At 58.1% G+C, this 16,602-nt stretch carries 10 protein-coding genes and 2 pseudogenes; 4 read left to right on the forward strand and 8 right to left on the reverse strand.

Annotation, left to right across the window (positions count from 1 at the left end; translation table 11 throughout):
- Genes PSQ19_RS10035 through PSQ19_RS10045 form a run of 3 tightly spaced genes read right to left on the reverse strand, consistent with a single transcriptional unit; the run spans position 1 to position 4,444 of the window.
- A complete protein-coding gene (locus tag PSQ19_RS10035; protein WP_282217619.1) occupies positions 1 to 1,245 on the reverse strand; it encodes a 3-hydroxyacyl-CoA dehydrogenase family protein in 1,245 nt (414 codons plus the stop codon).
- The gene (locus PSQ19_RS10040) at positions 1,172 to 1,966 is read right to left on the reverse strand and encodes an enoyl-CoA hydratase-related protein (RefSeq protein ID WP_282217620.1); all 795 of its coding nucleotides are present in this window, start codon (positions 1,964 to 1,966) and stop codon (positions 1,172 to 1,174) included. The genes PSQ19_RS10035 and PSQ19_RS10040 overlap by 74 nt, the downstream gene beginning before the upstream one ends.
- A gap of 9 nt (positions 1,967 to 1,975) precedes the next feature.
- Positions 1,976 to 4,444, reverse strand: coding sequence for an acyl-CoA dehydrogenase (locus tag PSQ19_RS10045; RefSeq protein WP_282217621.1), 2,469 nt, complete (start codon positions 4,442 to 4,444; stop codon positions 1,976 to 1,978).
- Between the two features lie 324 nt (positions 4,445 to 4,768).
- On the opposite strand from PSQ19_RS10045, the gene PSQ19_RS10050 reads away from it, so the two are divergent.
- Positions 4,769 to 6,484 (forward strand): long-chain-fatty-acid--CoA ligase, encoded by a 1,716-nt coding sequence (locus PSQ19_RS10050; protein WP_282217622.1) that lies wholly within the window; start codon positions 4,769 to 4,771, stop codon positions 6,482 to 6,484.
- The gene (locus tag PSQ19_RS10055) at positions 6,481 to 7,011 is read left to right on the forward strand and encodes a MerR family DNA-binding protein (RefSeq protein WP_282217623.1); all 531 of its coding nucleotides are present in this window, start codon (positions 6,481 to 6,483) and stop codon (positions 7,009 to 7,011) included. Before PSQ19_RS10050 ends, PSQ19_RS10055 begins: the two co-directional genes overlap by 4 nt.
- A 67-nt stretch (positions 7,012 to 7,078) precedes the next feature.
- Here PSQ19_RS10055 and PSQ19_RS19825 read toward each other — a convergent pair.
- The 4 genes and pseudogenes from PSQ19_RS19825 to PSQ19_RS10070 all read right to left on the reverse strand — a co-directional run.
- Positions 7,079 to 7,186: pseudogene (locus PSQ19_RS19825) on the reverse strand (UvrB/UvrC motif-containing protein); the annotation flags it as partial.
- Positions 7,187 to 7,190: 4 nt separating this feature from the next.
- Entirely contained in the window at positions 7,191 to 10,100 is a 2,910-nt protein-coding gene (locus PSQ19_RS10060; protein ID WP_282217624.1) for an insulinase family protein, read from the reverse strand.
- Positions 10,101 to 10,195: 95 nt separating this feature from the next.
- Positions 10,196 to 10,873, reverse strand: coding sequence for a GntR family transcriptional regulator (locus PSQ19_RS10065; RefSeq protein ID WP_282217625.1), 678 nt, complete (start codon positions 10,871 to 10,873; stop codon positions 10,196 to 10,198).
- A gap of 73 nt (positions 10,874 to 10,946) precedes the next feature.
- Positions 10,947 to 11,426, reverse strand: a complete 480-nt coding sequence (locus tag PSQ19_RS10070; protein WP_282217626.1) for a GNAT family N-acetyltransferase — start codon at positions 11,424 to 11,426, stop codon at positions 10,947 to 10,949.
- Between the two features lie 185 nt (positions 11,427 to 11,611).
- On the opposite strand from PSQ19_RS10070, the pseudogene PSQ19_RS10075 reads away from it, so the two are divergent.
- Positions 11,612 to 13,122 (forward strand): annotated as a pseudogene (locus PSQ19_RS10075) (helicase HerA domain-containing protein).
- A gap of 23 nt (positions 13,123 to 13,145) precedes the next feature.
- On the opposite strand, the gene PSQ19_RS10080 reads toward PSQ19_RS10075, so the two are convergent.
- Positions 13,146 to 14,015, reverse strand: coding sequence for an aldose 1-epimerase family protein (locus PSQ19_RS10080; protein ID WP_282217627.1), 870 nt, complete (start codon positions 14,013 to 14,015; stop codon positions 13,146 to 13,148).
- Positions 14,016 to 14,108: 93 nt separating this feature from the next.
- Here PSQ19_RS10080 and hrpB point away from each other — a divergent pair, with 93 nt between their 5' ends.
- A complete protein-coding gene (gene hrpB, locus PSQ19_RS10085; protein ID WP_282217628.1) occupies positions 14,109 to 16,571 on the forward strand; it encodes an ATP-dependent helicase HrpB in 2,463 nt (820 codons plus the stop codon).
- Positions 16,572 to 16,602: the final 31 nt, after the last annotated feature.

Below are 16,602 nucleotides of genomic sequence, written 5' to 3' on the forward strand. Positions count from 1 at the left end.
TTACGCCTTCCCGTCTTTGCGCGCCTGCAACGGACCACCCAGGAACGGCGCAAATCCGGTTCCCATGATCACGCCGATATCGGCCAGATCGGCATTGGCAACCACACCTTCGCTGACCACAACCTCACTCATGTCGACCAATGGCTTGACCAACTCACGCCCGAGTTCGGCGAGGTTTTTGTGGTCGGGAACCGGTCCCTTCTGGGCCTTGCCGTCAGCCCACTTGTAAAAGCCTTCGCCCGACTTTCGGCCCAGTTTCTTGGCGGCCACCAGCTTGGCAAATTTCGACCCGTCCGGCACCTCATGGCCAAGCTCGGTCGCGACAGAAACCCCAACATCCAGCCCCACTGTATCCATCAATTCAATCGGCCCCATCGGCATACCGAACGCAACGGCAGCGGCGTCGAGCAATTCCTTGTTTTCCCCCGCTTCCACCCGTTGCACGGCGCCCAGCATGTAAGGCATCAACACCCGATTGACCAAAAACCCCGGCGCTGACTTGACCACAACCGGACTCTTGCCAATCGCCAGCGCAAATGCTGCGCCCTTGCCAATTTCCTCGTCACTGTTGAAGCTTGAACGGATAATTTCGACCAGCGGTAATTGTGCTACTGGGTTGAAAAAATGCAATCCGATCAACCGTGCCGGGTCGTTCAGCCCTTCTGCGATCCGCTCCAGTTCGATCGAGGAGGTATTGGTCGCAAGAATTGCGCCCCGCTTCAACTTGCCCTCAAGGCCAGCGAATATCTTGCGCTTGATTTCGAGATTTTCCACCACCGCCTCGATAATCACATCGGCACGGCTAACGCCTTTGCCTTCGGGATCAGCTTCAAGCCGGGCAACAGCAGCATCGACTTCGAATTTTTTCTTGAGCCGTTTTCTGAACAGTTTCTTGCCACGATCAAGCGCTGGCTTGATCCGGTCCATGTCCAGATCCTGCAGCGTCACCGCCATGCCACGCAATGCGCACCAGGCGGCAATATCGCCCCCCATGACCCCGGCCCCGATCACATGGACTCGCGCGAACTTGACGCCCTTGGCACCTTGCTTTTTCAAGCCCTCAGACAAAAAGAATACACGCCGCAGATTGGATGCTGTGTCCGATCCCATTAGCGGCACAAAGGCGTCGATCTCGCCGCGGATCATCGCCTGCCAGTCGTCACCGTGCTTCTCAAACAGATCGATCAATGCATAAGGTGCCGGATAGTGTTCCTTGCGGGCCTTTTTGGCGACCTGTTCCTGCATTTTCGATACCGCGTAGCCCCTCAGCGGGCCCATACCCATGACGCGCTTGAACAGACCTGCGGGCTTGGATGCTGCGATGCTGCAACACAGCTTTCCGCGCCTCCCACCGCAACATGTCGCGATGGCGTACCAGCTTGTCGACCAACCCTAGGCCGCGCGCCGCACCCGCCCGCAGCAACCGCCCACTCAACATGATGCTCATCGCATCAACCGGCCCCGCCTGCCGAATGGAGCGGCCGGTGCCGCCAAAACCCGGAAATATTCCTAGATTGACCTCGGGAAAGCCGATCCGCGTCTTGTCGTCATTGACCGCCACGCGATAATGGCAGGCGAGCGCCAATTCCAACCCGCCACCCAGCGCAAACCCATGAATCCCGGCAACCATCGGGATTTTTAGATTCTCAATCCGTTGAAACAGCGCATGAGTGCGTTTGAGCGCTTCAGGCAATACCGAAAAATCGGACATGGCATCGAATTCTGAAATATCCGCGCCAGCAATAAAACCGCTGTCTTTACCCGATAGCAGGATGACCCCGACCAAGTCCTTACTGTTGGCCAAATCCTCAAAACGCGCCACCAGTGTCTCCAGCTCCATGATCGCTTCGCGACTGAGCGTGTTGACCGGCGAGTTGGGTGTATTGATCGTCAACCAGCCCAATCCTTCCACATCGGTATGGAAGTTCCAATTCTTGGTTTCGGTCAGTTGCGGTTGGGGGGCCACTGCTCTCTCCTATTCCGCTGCGCTTTTGGCACGGTGTTCCGACAAAACCCCGGGCGCAAAATCATCAACCTTCACCACTCGGTCGGTTGCTTCATCGGCGGCCCGCATGATGCCAGCCTCATTGGCGTTCAATACACCCGCCGCCACTGCATCATCAATGGCATCGCGGTCCAGGCGCCGTTCAATCGTGCCCTTGCGCGCCGCCTTGACAAAGCGTGTCTCAATGTCTTCGGCCTCGGTCACTTTGGCAAAACCATCTTCTAGAACGCCGGTAATGTCATTTGGGTCCATCGATACATAGGCACCGGTTGTCATTCGGTCACGGAACGTACCGGGGCGCAGGATGGCGCGCACTAGCCGGTAATTGATCCGATCAGCACTTGGCTTGGCGTGCCGACCCAATGGAAAGCACAGAAACGCCATGAGATAGGCAGCAAACCGGTTGGGGAAATTGGCAAACACCTCACCGAAACTGGCTTCCATCTTGGCGATATGGTCCGCCATGATCGCATCGACCACAGGCTTGTCTTCAGTCAGCGCGCCTTCCTCGTCAAAGCGCTTGAGCGTTGCCGACATCAAATAAAGGTCGCCCAGAAGATCAGCCATGCGTCCGGAAATCTTCTGCTTGCGCTTGAGATCGCCGCCGAGAATGACCGTCGTCCAGTCCGCCACCAGCGCAAAGGCCTGGCTATATCGGTGCAACTGGCGATACCAATGGGCCATCTCCCCGTTGTTGGGAGTTGATGCAAAGGCCGCGCCCGAAATGCCATGCAGAAAGCTGGCGGCAATGTTGCGCAACATGAAACTGGTATGCCCGGCGAACGCTTGGTCAAATTGTTCGATACCCTGGCGCCTGTCCGGGTTCTGAGCCGCCGATATTTCCGAATACAGAAACGGATGCGCCCGCAGTACGCCCTGCGCAAAGGTCATCAGCGTCCGCGTCAATATGTTGGCGCCCTCGACCGTGATCGCCACTGGCAGGGCCATATAGGCCCCAAACAGATAATTGCTCGGTCCGTCCTGAATCGCCCGCCCACCGTGAATGTCAAATGCATCATCCATGCTCTCGCGCATTGCCTCGGTGGTACGATATTTCAGCAATGCCGAAATCACCGCGGGACGCTGCCCCTCGTCGACCATGGAGGCTGTCAGCCGTCGCGCCGACTCATAGGTATAGGCATTCTTGAGCATCCGGCCCAATGGCTCGGCCACACCCTCCATGATGCCGATCGGGATACCGAATTGTCGACGGATGCGGGCGTAAGCGGAGGTGACCCGCAACGACTGCTTGATCGAGATTGAGCCAATCGCTGGCAATGAAATCGCCCGCCCGGTCGACAGACACTCCATCAACATGCGCCAGCCCTGACCAGCATAGTCAGTGCCCCCGATCAAGAACTCCATCGGGATGAACACATCTTCGCCCGTGGTTGGGCCATTCATGAAGGCCTGCCGCGAAGGGTAATGCCGACGACCTATTTCAACACCGGGATGATCATGTGGCACTAGCGCCAGCGTAATGCCGATACGCTCGCCCTTTCCCAAAAGATTATCTGGATCATGCAGGATAAATGCCAGCCCCACCAGCGTGGCGATCGGTGCCAGCGTGATGTAGCGCTTGTCCCAGCTCAGCCGGACGCCCAGGGTTTCCTTGCCCTGATAGGTGCCCTTGATGACGGTACCAATATCGCGCATACCGCCTGCGTCGGAACCCGAATGAACCCCGGTAAGAGCAAAACATGGCACTTCAAGCCCCTTGGCCAGGCGTGCCAGATATTTGTCCTTTTGTGCGGTCGTGCCGTATTTTTCCAAAAGTTCGCCCGGCCCGAGCGAATTGGGGACCATAACGGTGATACCCGCAGCAACCGAACGACTTGAGATTTTGGACACAACCATCGATTGAGCCTGCGCCGAAAAGCCAAGACCGCCATATTCCTTGGCAATCAGCATGCCCAAAAAGCCGTTATCCTTGAGGAATTGCCAGACTTCGGGCGTAAGGTCGGCAAGATTGTTGCGCGTATCCCAATCATTGATCATGGCGCAAACCTGTTCGACCGGACCGTCGAGAAACGCCTGTTCCTCGGCGCTCAGCGTCAGCGGACGGATCGAGGTCAATTTGGTCCAGTCCGGTCGGCCTGAAAACAATTCAGCGTCCCAGCCCACCGTTCCTGCGTCCAGCGCTTCCTGCTCGGTGCGGCTGACCTTGGGCAGGATTTTCTTGACCATGCCATAGGCCGGGCCGCTGACAACTGCCAGGCGCACCGGTTTGATCGCCAGCGCCAAAAGGATTATCCCCGGCAACAGCACCAACACTAGACCGCCAAACCCGGTTGCGACACTGATGCCTTGGTCGGGGAAGCTGACCCGACTCAGCAAACCCAGAACTAGCGCCAGAAGCCCCCATTGCCACAATGGAGACTGACGCACCGCTAGTGTTGCGAAGGCTACCAATCCAAACAGAAACAGTGCCAAGCCCATATTCGCCTCCATTGACCACCCGCACCGCTCTGGCAGCCGCCGGAGGTCGGTCACTATTCACATCCACGACTAGGCCGCGTACCCGCGTCGATGCCAGCCATGGCTGCTACCAGACTAGCTGATGGCGCCTAATGATTTAAGCCAGTTTAGCCAGATTTACGCATACGTCAACAAAATGCCTATTGCGGAACTACCGTGAAATTACTTTGGGTACGAACAGTTTCTGATATTTCGGCAACCATTTGACGCTAACGTAAAGCCATGGAATAGTTTAGCGGCCCATCCCGCGTGGGCCAAACGGGCACAATGCTCAGGAGGATAGCGATGGGAACGAACAGCACCGCCGTAAAGGCTCTGCGGCCTTGGATCGCCAGCTATCCCGAGGGTATTGCATGGAACGCAAAAATCGACACCCGTCCGGTCCATGAACAGGTATTGGCAGCGTGCGCGAAAAATCCTGCCGCGCTGGCGCTTGATTTCCTCGGCGGCACCACGAGCTTTGGCGATCTGGCCAAAAGAATCACGGCCTTTGCTGGCGCATTACAACAGCAGTTTGGTGTTAAAAAAGGCAGTCGCGTCGCCCTGATGCTGCCGAACACCCCCTTTTACCCAATCGCCTATTATGGAGTGCTGCGTGCGGGCGGCACCGTAGTCAACTGCAATCCGCTCTATACCGTTCACGAATTGTCTCACATTGTCGGCCATGCCGAAGCCGATGTGTTGATCACCCTCGACCTGGCCCAGATATTTGAAAAGGCGGAAGCACTGATCAGCGCTGGCCATGTCAAATCCATGATTGTCTGTCATTTCCCGGACGCCCTGCCACTGGTCAAGAAACTGCTCTACACAGTCGTCAAACGCAAGGATTTGGCCTCGATATCCAAATCAAATGTTGCCGGAAAAATCGTAAAATTCGCCGACATGCTGGCGCGCGGCGCCCCGCCAAGCCCTGTCGTAATCGATCCGGAGAACGACATTGCGGTCCAGCAATACACCGGCGGTACCACAGGCCTGCCAAAAGGCGCGCTCCTCTCCCACGCCAATATAGCCGCCAATATGAGTCAGATCGACCATTGGGGTTGTGGTGTGTTCGCCCCACCCTCAAAAGTCGTGGCGGTGCTGCCCTTTTTTCACATATTTGCCATGACCGTGTGCATGAACGTGCCCCTGAGCAATGGCACGCCGGTCATCATGCTCCCCCGCTTTGAGCTAAAATCGCTGCTCAATCTGCTGACGCGAACCCGCGCCAATGTCATGCCCGCCGTACCGACACTGCTGGCAGCACTGGCCCGCGACAAATCGACAACGCCCGAACAATTGGCCAGCCTTGAGGTTGCCATATCGGGCGGCGCCGCCCTGCCCAACGAAATTCGCAACAGTTTTGGAAAGCTTTCCAAGGCCACGCTAGCCGAGGGTTATGGATTAACCGAAGCCTCACCTGTCGTCTGCTGTGCGGCATTGCGCGTTCCAAGCAAGCCAATGTCCATTGGCCTGCCTATTCCTGGCACCGACATCCGCTTTGTTGATGTCGATACCGGTAAACCTGTCGGCATTGGCGCGGATGGCGAATTGCAGGTCAAGGGCCCGCAGGTCATGAAAGGCTATTTCGAGGATGACGAGGGCAACCAGAGTGCCTTTATGGACGGTTGGCTGCGCACCGGAGATGTCGGCCATATGGACGAGGATGGCTATGTGTTCCTCGTTGATCGCATCAAGGACCTGATTATCTGTTCGGGCTTCAATGTCTATCCCCGTACCATCGAAGAAGCGCTGATGACCCATCCAGCCGTCGACGAAACCAATGTCATCGGCGTACCCGACAATTACCGCGGCGAAGCGCCGGTGGCCTATATAAAGCTCAAGGAGGGCCAATCGACCACGCCCGCCCAACTCAAGCAATTCCTCGAGGAAAAGCTGAACAAGATCGAGATGCCAAGGGAGTTTATCTTCCGTGACGCCCTGCCCAAGACGCTCGTTGGTAAATTGTCAAAGAAGGAACTGCGCGACGACTATGCCCGCATGAAAGCAGAAAAGTCATGAGTCTCTCCGGGAACGACAATCGTGACCTGTTTTCCATCGCCGATCTTGCCAGGGAGTTTGGCATTTCGACGCGCGCCATTCGGTTTTATGAATCCAAGGGCCTGTTAGCCCCAGAGCGCCTCGGCGCCACCCGCGTCTTCCGCCGTCGCGATCGTGCCCGGCTCATTCTCATCCTGCGCGGCAAGCGGCTGGGTTTTTCGCTGCGCGACATATCTGACTATTTGAGCCTTTATGACGCAAATCGCGACCGTCAGGTCAATCTCCTGGTTGAAATGGTCGATGAGCGATTAGGCTCTCTGGAACGCCAGATGGTGGATTTGCAAACCACCATTGAGGAGCCTCAGGGAAATCCGCAAACTGGCCGAGGAACGGATCGCCAAGGCCAGCTGATCATTATCTCCGCCCGTCCCGGCTGCGATGATGTGCGGTCAGCGGGTCTGGTTTTTTTGGTTTTTTCCAGCCTTTGGGCGGCTCAACGACTGGCATGTTGGTACCTAGCCCCATCGCACCAGGCGGCGGCTGGCTGACGACAGTAACCTCTCTGTCGGCGTCTGTCGGCGAACTGATGTCGGGCCGTTCGCCACGCAGTTGCGCAATTTCGTTACGGCACTGCGCTGCCAATTCAAAATCCATCGCCGCCGCTGCGACGCCCATACGCTTTTCCAATGCCACAATCCTGCGATGGATCGACGCCGTTGACATGCCGCTACATCACCTTGCTGACAGTGAGCAGACCGGGCCGCTGCGCATTGGCCTGAGAGATCGCCGCTTCGCCGCCGAGCACAACGACATGGCCATTTTGTGCCACCGCCTCAAGTGCATCCGCCATCGCCGCGAAATCCACCCGCCCGGCATTGAGGACCTCGTCGCGACGTTGTTGCCGCAGCGTGTCAGTCGTCCCGACCAACTCTCGCCACATCGATGAGTAACCCTTGGCATCGGGGAATTCATAGCCGTCCATATCCCCGATCACGCCAATGATCGAACGGGCAAGGTCAGCATCGCTCACAGGGGTGCGCAGCGCCATAGCCGCGCCATCATAGGTATCCAGTGTCTTGAGCAGATTCGGATCGCGATAGCTGAGGAAGGAGAAATTGCCCGACATCAGATCAAATCGACTCGATCCGCCATAGGCCCCGCCCTGCACCCGAACTTTGTCCCACAACCATGTCGTATTGAGAAACTTGAGCACGACGCTGGATGCGGCACTCAATTCAAAGCCCAGTGCCTTGAGGTTTGCGCCCTTGCCGACATAATTGACCTGGGCCGGAATGATCAACCCTTCCGACTGTGGCTCGCAACCATTGGTCCAGGTTTTCAGAGATTCGCCGCCTTGGGGCAGGCTCTCGACAAACGCACCCACTTCACCGCGGGTGTCGCTCCAGATGCTAGCATCTGCTGTAACATTGACCACCATGTGTGAACGATTGAACAGGCTGCTTCGAACGCGCTCCAGCGCCGCTTCGACGGACGCCCAATCGCTATCGATCCGCTTGATCAGGTCGCGCACGAAATTGAGGTAGCTGACGCCCCCGGTCAACTCGGCAACAAAGCTGGCCTCTGCAAGGCCCGACTTGAGCCTTGTATCAACGATCGAATTACCCGCCGGCACAATCCGCGCCTCATAGCCGGCCTTTTCCTCAAGCGCCATTTGCTTGAACCGGTCGCGATTATCGAGGCGCGTTGACAGGATCATATCCCGCAAAATATCCAGCAACTCCGGTATTTTGGCCAGAACCGCTTTGCCCGAGAGGAAAAACCATGCGGCGCTATCTGTTCCGTGCTGCCGCGCCGACAGGCCACGATGCTGGCCGACGCCGCCGGTAGAGCGCCCAATCCGTTGCGTCAACGACACAAAATCTTCCTTGGCCGTCCCCATTTGTAGCAGCGCCCGGCCGAACAGCGGCAGATAGGGCAACAGATCCTGATCCAGCGAATGCAGATCAAAACCGAGGTCGAGATAGAACACACCAAGCGTTGGCAGGTCGTGATAGTAGAGTTTCGCGCCAGCCATGGTGCTCCGCTCAATTGGCACCGTGCGTACCTCTCGCGGCAGGTCCGCCAGTGTCAGTGTCGGTATCTTGGCCACAAGATCGGGATCATCGACCGCATCCTGAATATCCTTGAGCCGTTGCGTTCCGGCAATTACGCCTTCAATATCATCCGAACTCATCGCCACTTGCACAGCCTTGAGCCGCGCCGCCTCAGCCTCGGCTTCGCGCGCATCCTGCTTGTCGTCCGCAGACAGGATAACTGTTGTGCGATGCGGGTTATCAAGGAAGCGCGCTTTGATCAGCGCCTCAAAATAGCCGTCCCCCGCCTTGGCCTTGATCGCGCCCAGCGCATCCTCGAATGCCAGCGGCGCCAGTGGATCATCGTCATGTAGCCATGTACTCAATGCCGAAAACATCATGGCGATCCCGCGCGGGAACGATCCGGTATTGTTTTCGCGCAGGGAGAATTCAAACGTATTGATTGCCGCCTCGATGGTCTGCCGGTCCAACCCACGTTCGCTCAGTGCTATTAGCGTATCGAGGATAAGAGGTTCCACCTTGTCGGCATCTGCCGGATCGATCCCCTTGAGGCCGAAACTTGCCATCGGCTGGCGCAGGCCGCCCGAAATGCCCCCGCCGATCAGGCTCTCGCCAAGCCCGGAGTCAGTAAGCGCCTTGCGAAATGGCGCGGCCGAATTGCCAACCAGAATATAGGACAGGAGCGCATTGGAGAGCGCCGCTATTCGGTCCGATGGCGGCTCGATCATCCAGTTGACCGTCACCATGCCGTCACGTGCCTTGCTTTCATCCTTGCTGCCCGCATAGGTAGCAACCACCTGGCGCGGCGAATTGAACCGCGGCTGCAATTGCACCTCGGCATCGACCGGCGCCCGGTCGAACTGCGAAAAATAGGCGTCCAGAATTGACAGGCGCTCATGTGCGTCATCGTCGCCCGAAAAAAATGCCCGGGCATTGGAGGGGTGATAGTATTTTTCGTGGAAGGACTTGAACTGCTTGTAGCTGAGATCTGGGATGGCCTTGGGATCACCACCCGACGACTTGCCGTAAGTCACATCGGGATAAAGCGAGCGCTGGGAGATATCACGCATCACCGCATCCGGCGAAGAAAATACCCCCTTCATTTCATTGAAAACCACGCCCTTGTAGATCAGGGGCGCATCAGGCGCCTCGGCCTCATAGTGCCAGCCCTCCTGCCGAAATGTGTCCTCCGATATCAGCGGAAAAAAGACAGCATCGAGATAGACATCCACCAGATTGTAAAAGTCCTGCAAATTCTGGCTTGCCACCGGATAGGCGGTTTTATCGGGAAAGGTCATTGCGTTGAGAAAGGTGTTCAGCGAGCCTTTGATCAATTCGACAAATGGCTTTTTGATCGGATATTTGCGGCTGCCACACAGCACCGAATGCTCAAGAATATGAGCAATGCCCGTCGAATCTTCCGGCGGTGTCTTGAAGGTAATACCAAACACCTTGTTTTCATCATCATTGACCAGCGACAAGACCTCTGCGCCGGTCTTTTTGTGCCTGAAAAGCTGCGCCTGCGAATTGACCTCGGCAATATGCTCATCGCGCAAAAGTTCAAATGCTGGATGGTTGGACATGAAAGGCTCACTGAAATTGAATTATTACTTTGAAGTAGGCACGGGCCAGGCACATTGCCAGTAACGCCTGATTGATATGTCTCGGCCCAACCTTGCTAATGTGCCCGATCGGCGCATTCAAAATAGTCGGGAAAATCGGCGATAGTTTGTGACAGGAGCACCTCCGCGCGCGCCAGATGCTTGCGAATTTCTTTTTCGGCCAGCACCACATCGCCCGCCCCGACCGCTGCAGTGATCGCCTTATGCTCGGCGATGGCATATTCCGACGACGCCCGGCCAAGGGTCAGATACCGCACCCGATCCAGTTGAATCTTGTGATCTGCCACCAGATGCCAAGCATATTCCACCCCCGCCAGAAGTGCCAGTTGGCGATGAAATTCTTCATCAAGTCCGTGAAAGCCCCGAATATCGCCGGCATCCGATGCTGCCTGTTGCGCGGCAATGATATTGGTCAATATCGAGATTGTGTCGGCGTGGGGATCACCCGCCACCCGGCGAACGATTTCCACCTCGATCGACTCGCGGATAAAGCGGGACTGACGCACGCCATCGGCGGAAATCTTCTTGATGACTGTCGCCCGCTTGGGTCGGATCATCAATAGCCCTTGCTGGGAAAGGCGAATAAACGCCTCACGCACCGGTTGGCGCGATACGCCATGCCGACTGGCAATATCACTCTCGGAAATCACGTCACCGGGCTTGAGCGCCATGGTGACTATGTCGTCCCGCAATGAAGCAACAATGCGACCGGCCATGGTTTCAGGGAGTCTCACTCAGCACCTTGCCGACCCTTCCATTCAAGATGAGCCAGAGGCTTAGCCCAGATCGGTTTGCAGGTCGACAGGGTTAGTCCTCGACCGACGCAAGCATGCCAGCATAAACACCTGGCGTTGAATGCGGAATGATCATCGCGTCAAGCCGCTTCTGGTAGAAGGCGACTGGGCCCGGAGCGCCGATGACGCCATAGCCATACCCCGCCTCGCGCATGGCGCGCAGCGTGGCAATCAACAGCACTTCGCCAATGCCCTGCCCCCGTTGATCCTCCGCCACCCCCGTTGGCCCGAAAAATCCCTTTGCCGTTGTGTCGTAACACGCAAAACCTGAAATCTGCCCGCCGCGAACCGCCAATAGGCAGGTAACCGGCATCTGCGCCAAACCGTGCATTGCCTCCGACGCCCAGATCTCACTGAAGTGCTCCCGAATCCAAGCCAAAACCACATGGCCCTCGGGCGGCAACGCCCTGCGGATCACCACGCCAGCGTCGCGCACCCTTGCCTCCGCTTCAAATACCGGCAAATCATATAGCCGAACCAGTAAATCGCTCATCACACCCTCCAAACACACAGGCACTGATATCATGGTGGCGGCGTTCACCGAAAGAGCGACCAAGCCAACTGTGAGTTGAGCCCTTTTGGTGGTCCTCAACCCCGCTAACAGCTGCTAGGATCAGATCGAACCAAGCCGTGCATTGAGTCTCCCGGCGGGACCTGATAGCCGCAGACGGAGATGCAATGAAAGTCGATATCGACATGGGCGCAACCAAGGTCGCCGCGTCCGCCATGCTCGATCTCGAAGAGTTGCTGGCGACACGACTGTTGGTACAAGGCAATTCGGGTTCGGGGAAATCGCACCTGTTGCGCCGGCTGCTTGAACAAAGCGCGCCATGGGTTCAGCAGGCCATCATTGATCCCGAGGGCGATTTTGTAACCCTGGCCGAAAAATTCGGTCATGTGGTTGTTGATGCCGCGCGCACCGAGGCCGAACTGACCCGCATCGCTGGCCGTATCCGCCAGCATCGTGTTTCCGTGGTCCTCAACCTTGAAGGGCTCGACGTCGAGCAACAAATGCGCGCCGCTGCCGCATTTCTGGGCGGCATGTTTGATGCCGACCGTGACTACTGGTATCCGGTACTCGTCGTTGTCGATGAAGCCCAATTGTTCGCACCCGCTGTTGGCGGCGAAGTGAGCGACGAAGCGCGAAAACTATCGCTTGGCGCGATGACAAATCTTATGTGTCGCGGGCGAAAGCGCGGTCTGGCCGGTGTCATCGCCACCCAGCGCCTGGCCAAATTGGCCAAGAATGTCGCGGCCGAAGCCTCCAATTTCCTCATGGGCCGCACATTTCTTGATATCGACATGGCGCGCGCCGCCGACTTGCTGGGCATGGAGCGGCGACAGGCAGAACAGTTCCGCGATTTGGCACGCGGCTGTTTTGTCGCTCTTGGGCCTGCACTATCGAGACGCCCGTTGCCGATCACCATTGGGGCGGTCGAAACCTCGGCACGTTCCACCAGCCCCAAGGCTCACACCGCTTCCCAATGCACCAATAGATGCCCAGGATCTGATTTTCACCCCCGGCCCCGAAGAAACCCGCGCCATGGTGCGCCGTCCACCACCGCCTGCGCCAACGCCAACTGCCGATATCCTCGCCCAGCTCAACAAGCCGCGCGTCGATGTAACAACCCAATCCCAGACTTTATTCCCCGAAATTGACCAAGCTGAACGCGATGCGCTTATTGACGCGGTCATGGTCGAGCCTGCTCAGCGATCCAGATGCCAGCTTCCGCACGGTCGCAGTGCTCTATCAGGACTTTCTCGTCCGCTGCCGCATCCGGCGCGTGCCCGGAGAAACAATCGACCTGCCCGCCTTCAAGCGCCGCCTTGCCATGGCGCGCGTCGATCTGGATCAGGAAACCGCGACCAGCGAGACCTGGCAGCAGGCGCTGGCACTTTCCGAGTCACTAACCGACGATATTCAGGGCGTTTTCCTGGTCCTGGCACAGGCCGCCGTTACCAGCGCGCCCTGCCCGTCGGATCTCACGCTGGCGCGCATTTATGGCAGCCATTCTGCCAGTCGGGCTCGGCGTTTGCTAACCTATTTCGAGGAGCGCGGTCTGCTCGTGATTCGCCTCGATTTCCGTAACAACCGGGTCGTTGCCCTACCCGATCTTGACTGCGAGACGGCCCCCGGCGATCCCAACGGCCCCGATAATCTGGCCGAGGATCGCTCCGCAGCAGAATAGCGCCATGCCCGAGCCCGATCTAGTCAGCGTTTGAACAGTGCCTTATAGCCAAACGTGCGCGCGGTGCCGGGTTTGAGCATCAGCGCATAGGGGCGGTGCATAATATCGTTGCTTCCATTCATTTTTGCCGCCGTGCCATGCCAGGGTTCAATGCACAAAAACGGCGCCCCGCGCTTGGTCCACAGAGCCAGATTGGGCAAACCCGACCACGAGAACTCGATGCGCTGTCCGCCCGCTACCCCATAGACAAGACTGTCGCCTGCGCCTTCAGAAAAGATCATGGCGTCCTCGGCAAACAATCCCGCCTCCAGCCTCAAACGTCCAGCCCGAAACGGAGAGGGTTGGCGTTGCGTGGTAAGCAAACCATTGTGAAGGCGTTGCAAGGCAGGTGCCGCATCGCCCGACAATCTGATCTCATGTACTTTTCCTTCTGCCCCCGGCAGCGGCCACACAAAAGCGGGATGATAACCAAACTGAAATGGCATCCCCCGCTCGTCCATATTGGTGATCGTGGACGTGACCGATATGCCAGCACCAACCAGCCGGTACTCAACCTGCAGGCGAAACTGAAAGGGATATTGCGCCAGCGTTTCATCGTCAGCTTCAAGCCGATATTGGCAATAGTCGGCATCAGCCTGAATTAGTTCAAAATTTTTGCGGCGAGCGAACCCATGCGAGGCCATGGCAAAATTTTTACCCTCAATCCCGATCATGTCGCTCGGGGTTTTTCCCACGATCGGAAACAGGACTGGCGCACGACCCGTCCAATATTTCTCGTCGCCATGCCATAGCCATTCGCTGCCATCGGCTCCGGTAATCGATTGCAACTCCGCACCCAACGCCGCGACGGCAACGCTGATATGCCCGTTATCAAGCCGAACTGATTGGTCCATTCCGTGTCCTCTTGCCCGCGGCTATTGAACACATATCAACTCGATAAAACAGGGCCTCTTGTTCTCATGGCCCTTTTTGGCCATGACAGTGCCATGACGCTCCGCCCCGCCAATTTGCCGATTCATGTGGCCCTGCCTGACCTGCTCGCCGCTTTGGTGGGCAGCACCAAAGCTGTATTGGTGGCGCCGCCCGGGGCAGGCAAGACCACCGTCGTGCCACTGGCGTTGCTGGACGCACCCTGGCGATCCGGTCGCAAGATCATCGTCCTTGAACCGCGTCGCCTCGCCGCCCGAGCGGCTGCCCATCGCATGGCCCAAACCCTTGGCGAGCCGATTGGTCAAACCGTTGGCTATCGCGTCCGGCTCGACACCAAAATTTCGGCCCAGACCCGAATTGAAGTGGTAACCGAGGGCGTTTTTACCAGCATGCTTCTCGATGATCCTGAACTTTCCGGCATCGCCGCCGTCTTGTTTGACGAGTTTCACGAGCGCAGTCTCGACGCCGATCTGGGATTGGCATTGGCGCTGGATGCCACCGCGCTGCGGCCAGATCTCCGGATCCTTGTCATGTCGGCTACCATCGATGGCGCCCGGATCGCCTCGCTACTCGATGATGCACCGATCATCGAAAGCTTGGGTCGCGCCTTTGATGTTGAAACTATTCATGTCGATCGCGATCCGCTCATCCGACTGGAGGATCAACTCACCAAAACTATTCGCACCGCCCTGCGCGATCATCCCGGCTCCGTCCTGGTATTCCTGCCTGGTCAGGCAGAAATCGCCCGCACCGCCGAGCGCCTGCGCGCGGGTGTACCAGCCGATATCGACATAGCCCCGCTCTATGGCCAACTCACAACGATCGAGCAGGACCGTGCCATCGAGCCCGCACCGGCAGATCGTCGCAAGATCGTTCTGGCCACCGCGATTGCCGAGACCTCGCTGACCATTGAGGGGATCACGATTGTTATCGATAGCGGCCTGCGGCGCATCCCCGCCTATGAACCGGCCACCGGTCTGACAACCCTTCAGACGCGCAAAATATCCCGTGCAGGCGCAGACCAACGGCGGGGGCGCGCTGGCCGTACGGGTCCTGGCGTCTGTTATCGTTTGTGGGCCGAGGGCCAGACTGCCGCGCTTGAACCGTTCGATCAGCCCGAAATCCTGGGCGCAGACCTGACTCGCCTGGCTCTTGACCTGACGAGTTGGGGCGTTACCGAGCCAACACAATTGAGGTTTCTCAACCCGCCACCAAAACCCGCCTGGAACGAAGCAATCGCCCTGCTCAAAAGCCTTGACGCTGTTGACGATACCGCGCGCATAACACCCGCAGGTAAGGCACTGGCGCGCCTGCCGCTGCATCCACGTTTGGCGCACATGATCCACTGCGCCGCGATCGAGGGCACGCCGACGTTGGCAACTGAAATCGCCATATTGCTGACCGAGCGCGGCCTGGGTGGCAACAGCACCGATCTGGCGCACCGCTATGGCAATTTCCGGCGCGAACGCGGCAGGAGTGCCGATGAGGCCAAAATCCTGGCAAAACGCTGGGCCAGACTTGCCGGTGACAGGCAATCGGCAAACCATCAGCCAATCGCCGACGCTGACATCGGTCGCCACCTGGCCCGTGCCTATCCCGACCGATTGGCCCAGCGCTCCGGGGCGCCCGGTAGGTTCCGACTGGCCAATGGACGCGCCGCCAGCCTCGATGTCGCCGATCCACTCGCCGCCGAACCGTTCCTCGTCGTCACCGACATCACTGGTGCCGCCGCCAGCGGTCGCATCCGCGCCGCCGTCGCCATCGACCGCACGACAATAGATCAATTGTTCGCAACTGATATTGTCAGCGACACCGTCCTGGCCTTTGACGACGCCTCGCAAAGCGTGCGGGCGCGGCGACTGCAGCGACTCAACGCCTTGAAATTGTCCGACGAGCCAGTAGCGGTAGAACAACCCGAGCGGGCCGCCACTCTACTCGCGGCCAACTGTGTCATTGCCAGCCTGCCATGGACAAAAGACCAAAAGTCCCTGCGCGCCCGCGCCACCTTCCTGAACGCGACCCTGGGAAAGGAATGGCCGGATCTTTCCGACGAGGGTTTGGACAAGGATCGTGCCTGGCTGTCGGCGCATCTGTTGGGCCTCACCCAATGCGGGCAGATCGGCGCCGGTCATCTAGGAAACGCTCTTGATATCCTGCTGCCCTGGAACCGACGCCAGGAAATCGACCGTCTGCTGCCCAGCCACTTCGACGCGCCGTCGGGATCGCGCCTGCCGATCGATTATGAAGCCGAGAATGGGCCGACACTAGCGGTGCGGGTGCAAGAGCTATTCGGCTTGAACCGGCATCCGAGCATTGCCGGTGGGCGACTGCCATTGCTGATCATCCTGCTGTCGCCTGCCCATCGACCGATCCAGACGACCCGTGACCTGCCCGGCTTCTGGCAGGGCTCGTGGCGGGAAGTCGCCAAGGACCTCAAGGGTCGCTATCCGCGCCATCCATGGCCCGACGATCCCCTCAATACCCAGCCGACCAACCGCGCCAAGCCACGCGGCACTTGAACAGTGCCACCATCGGCGCCGTCTCTTGGTG

Source organism: Devosia algicola (assembly GCF_028816455.1).
In the GTDB taxonomy this organism is placed as follows: Bacteria; Pseudomonadota; Alphaproteobacteria; order Rhizobiales; family Devosiaceae; genus Devosia; species Devosia algicola.

Bases quoted from the DNA above. Each gene is read 5' to 3' on its own strand.
- PSQ19_RS10070 (WP_282217626.1), bottom strand. From the start codon at position 11,426: ATGAGCGATTTACTGGTTCGGCTATATGATTTGCCGGTATTTGAAGCG.
- PSQ19_RS10060 (WP_282217624.1), bottom strand. From the start codon at position 10,100: ATGTCCAACCATCCAGCATTTGAACTTTTGCGCGATGAGCATATTGCC.
- PSQ19_RS10055 (WP_282217623.1), top strand. From the start codon at position 6,481: ATGAGTCTCTCCGGGAACGACAATCGTGACCTGTTTTCCATCGCCGAT.
- hrpB (WP_282217628.1), top strand. From the start codon at position 14,109: ATGACGCTCCGCCCCGCCAATTTGCCGATTCATGTGGCCCTGCCTGAC.
- PSQ19_RS10050 (WP_282217622.1), top strand. From the start codon at position 4,769: ATGGGAACGAACAGCACCGCCGTAAAGGCTCTGCGGCCTTGGATCGCC.
- PSQ19_RS10045 (WP_282217621.1), bottom strand. From the start codon at position 4,444: ATGGGCTTGGCACTGTTTCTGTTTGGATTGGTAGCCTTCGCAACACTA.
- PSQ19_RS10080 (WP_282217627.1), bottom strand. From the start codon at position 14,015: ATGGACCAATCAGTTCGGCTTGATAACGGGCATATCAGCGTTGCCGTC.
- PSQ19_RS10035 (WP_282217619.1), bottom strand. From the start codon at position 1,245: ATGCAGGAACAGGTCGCCAAAAAGGCCCGCAAGGAACACTATCCGGCA.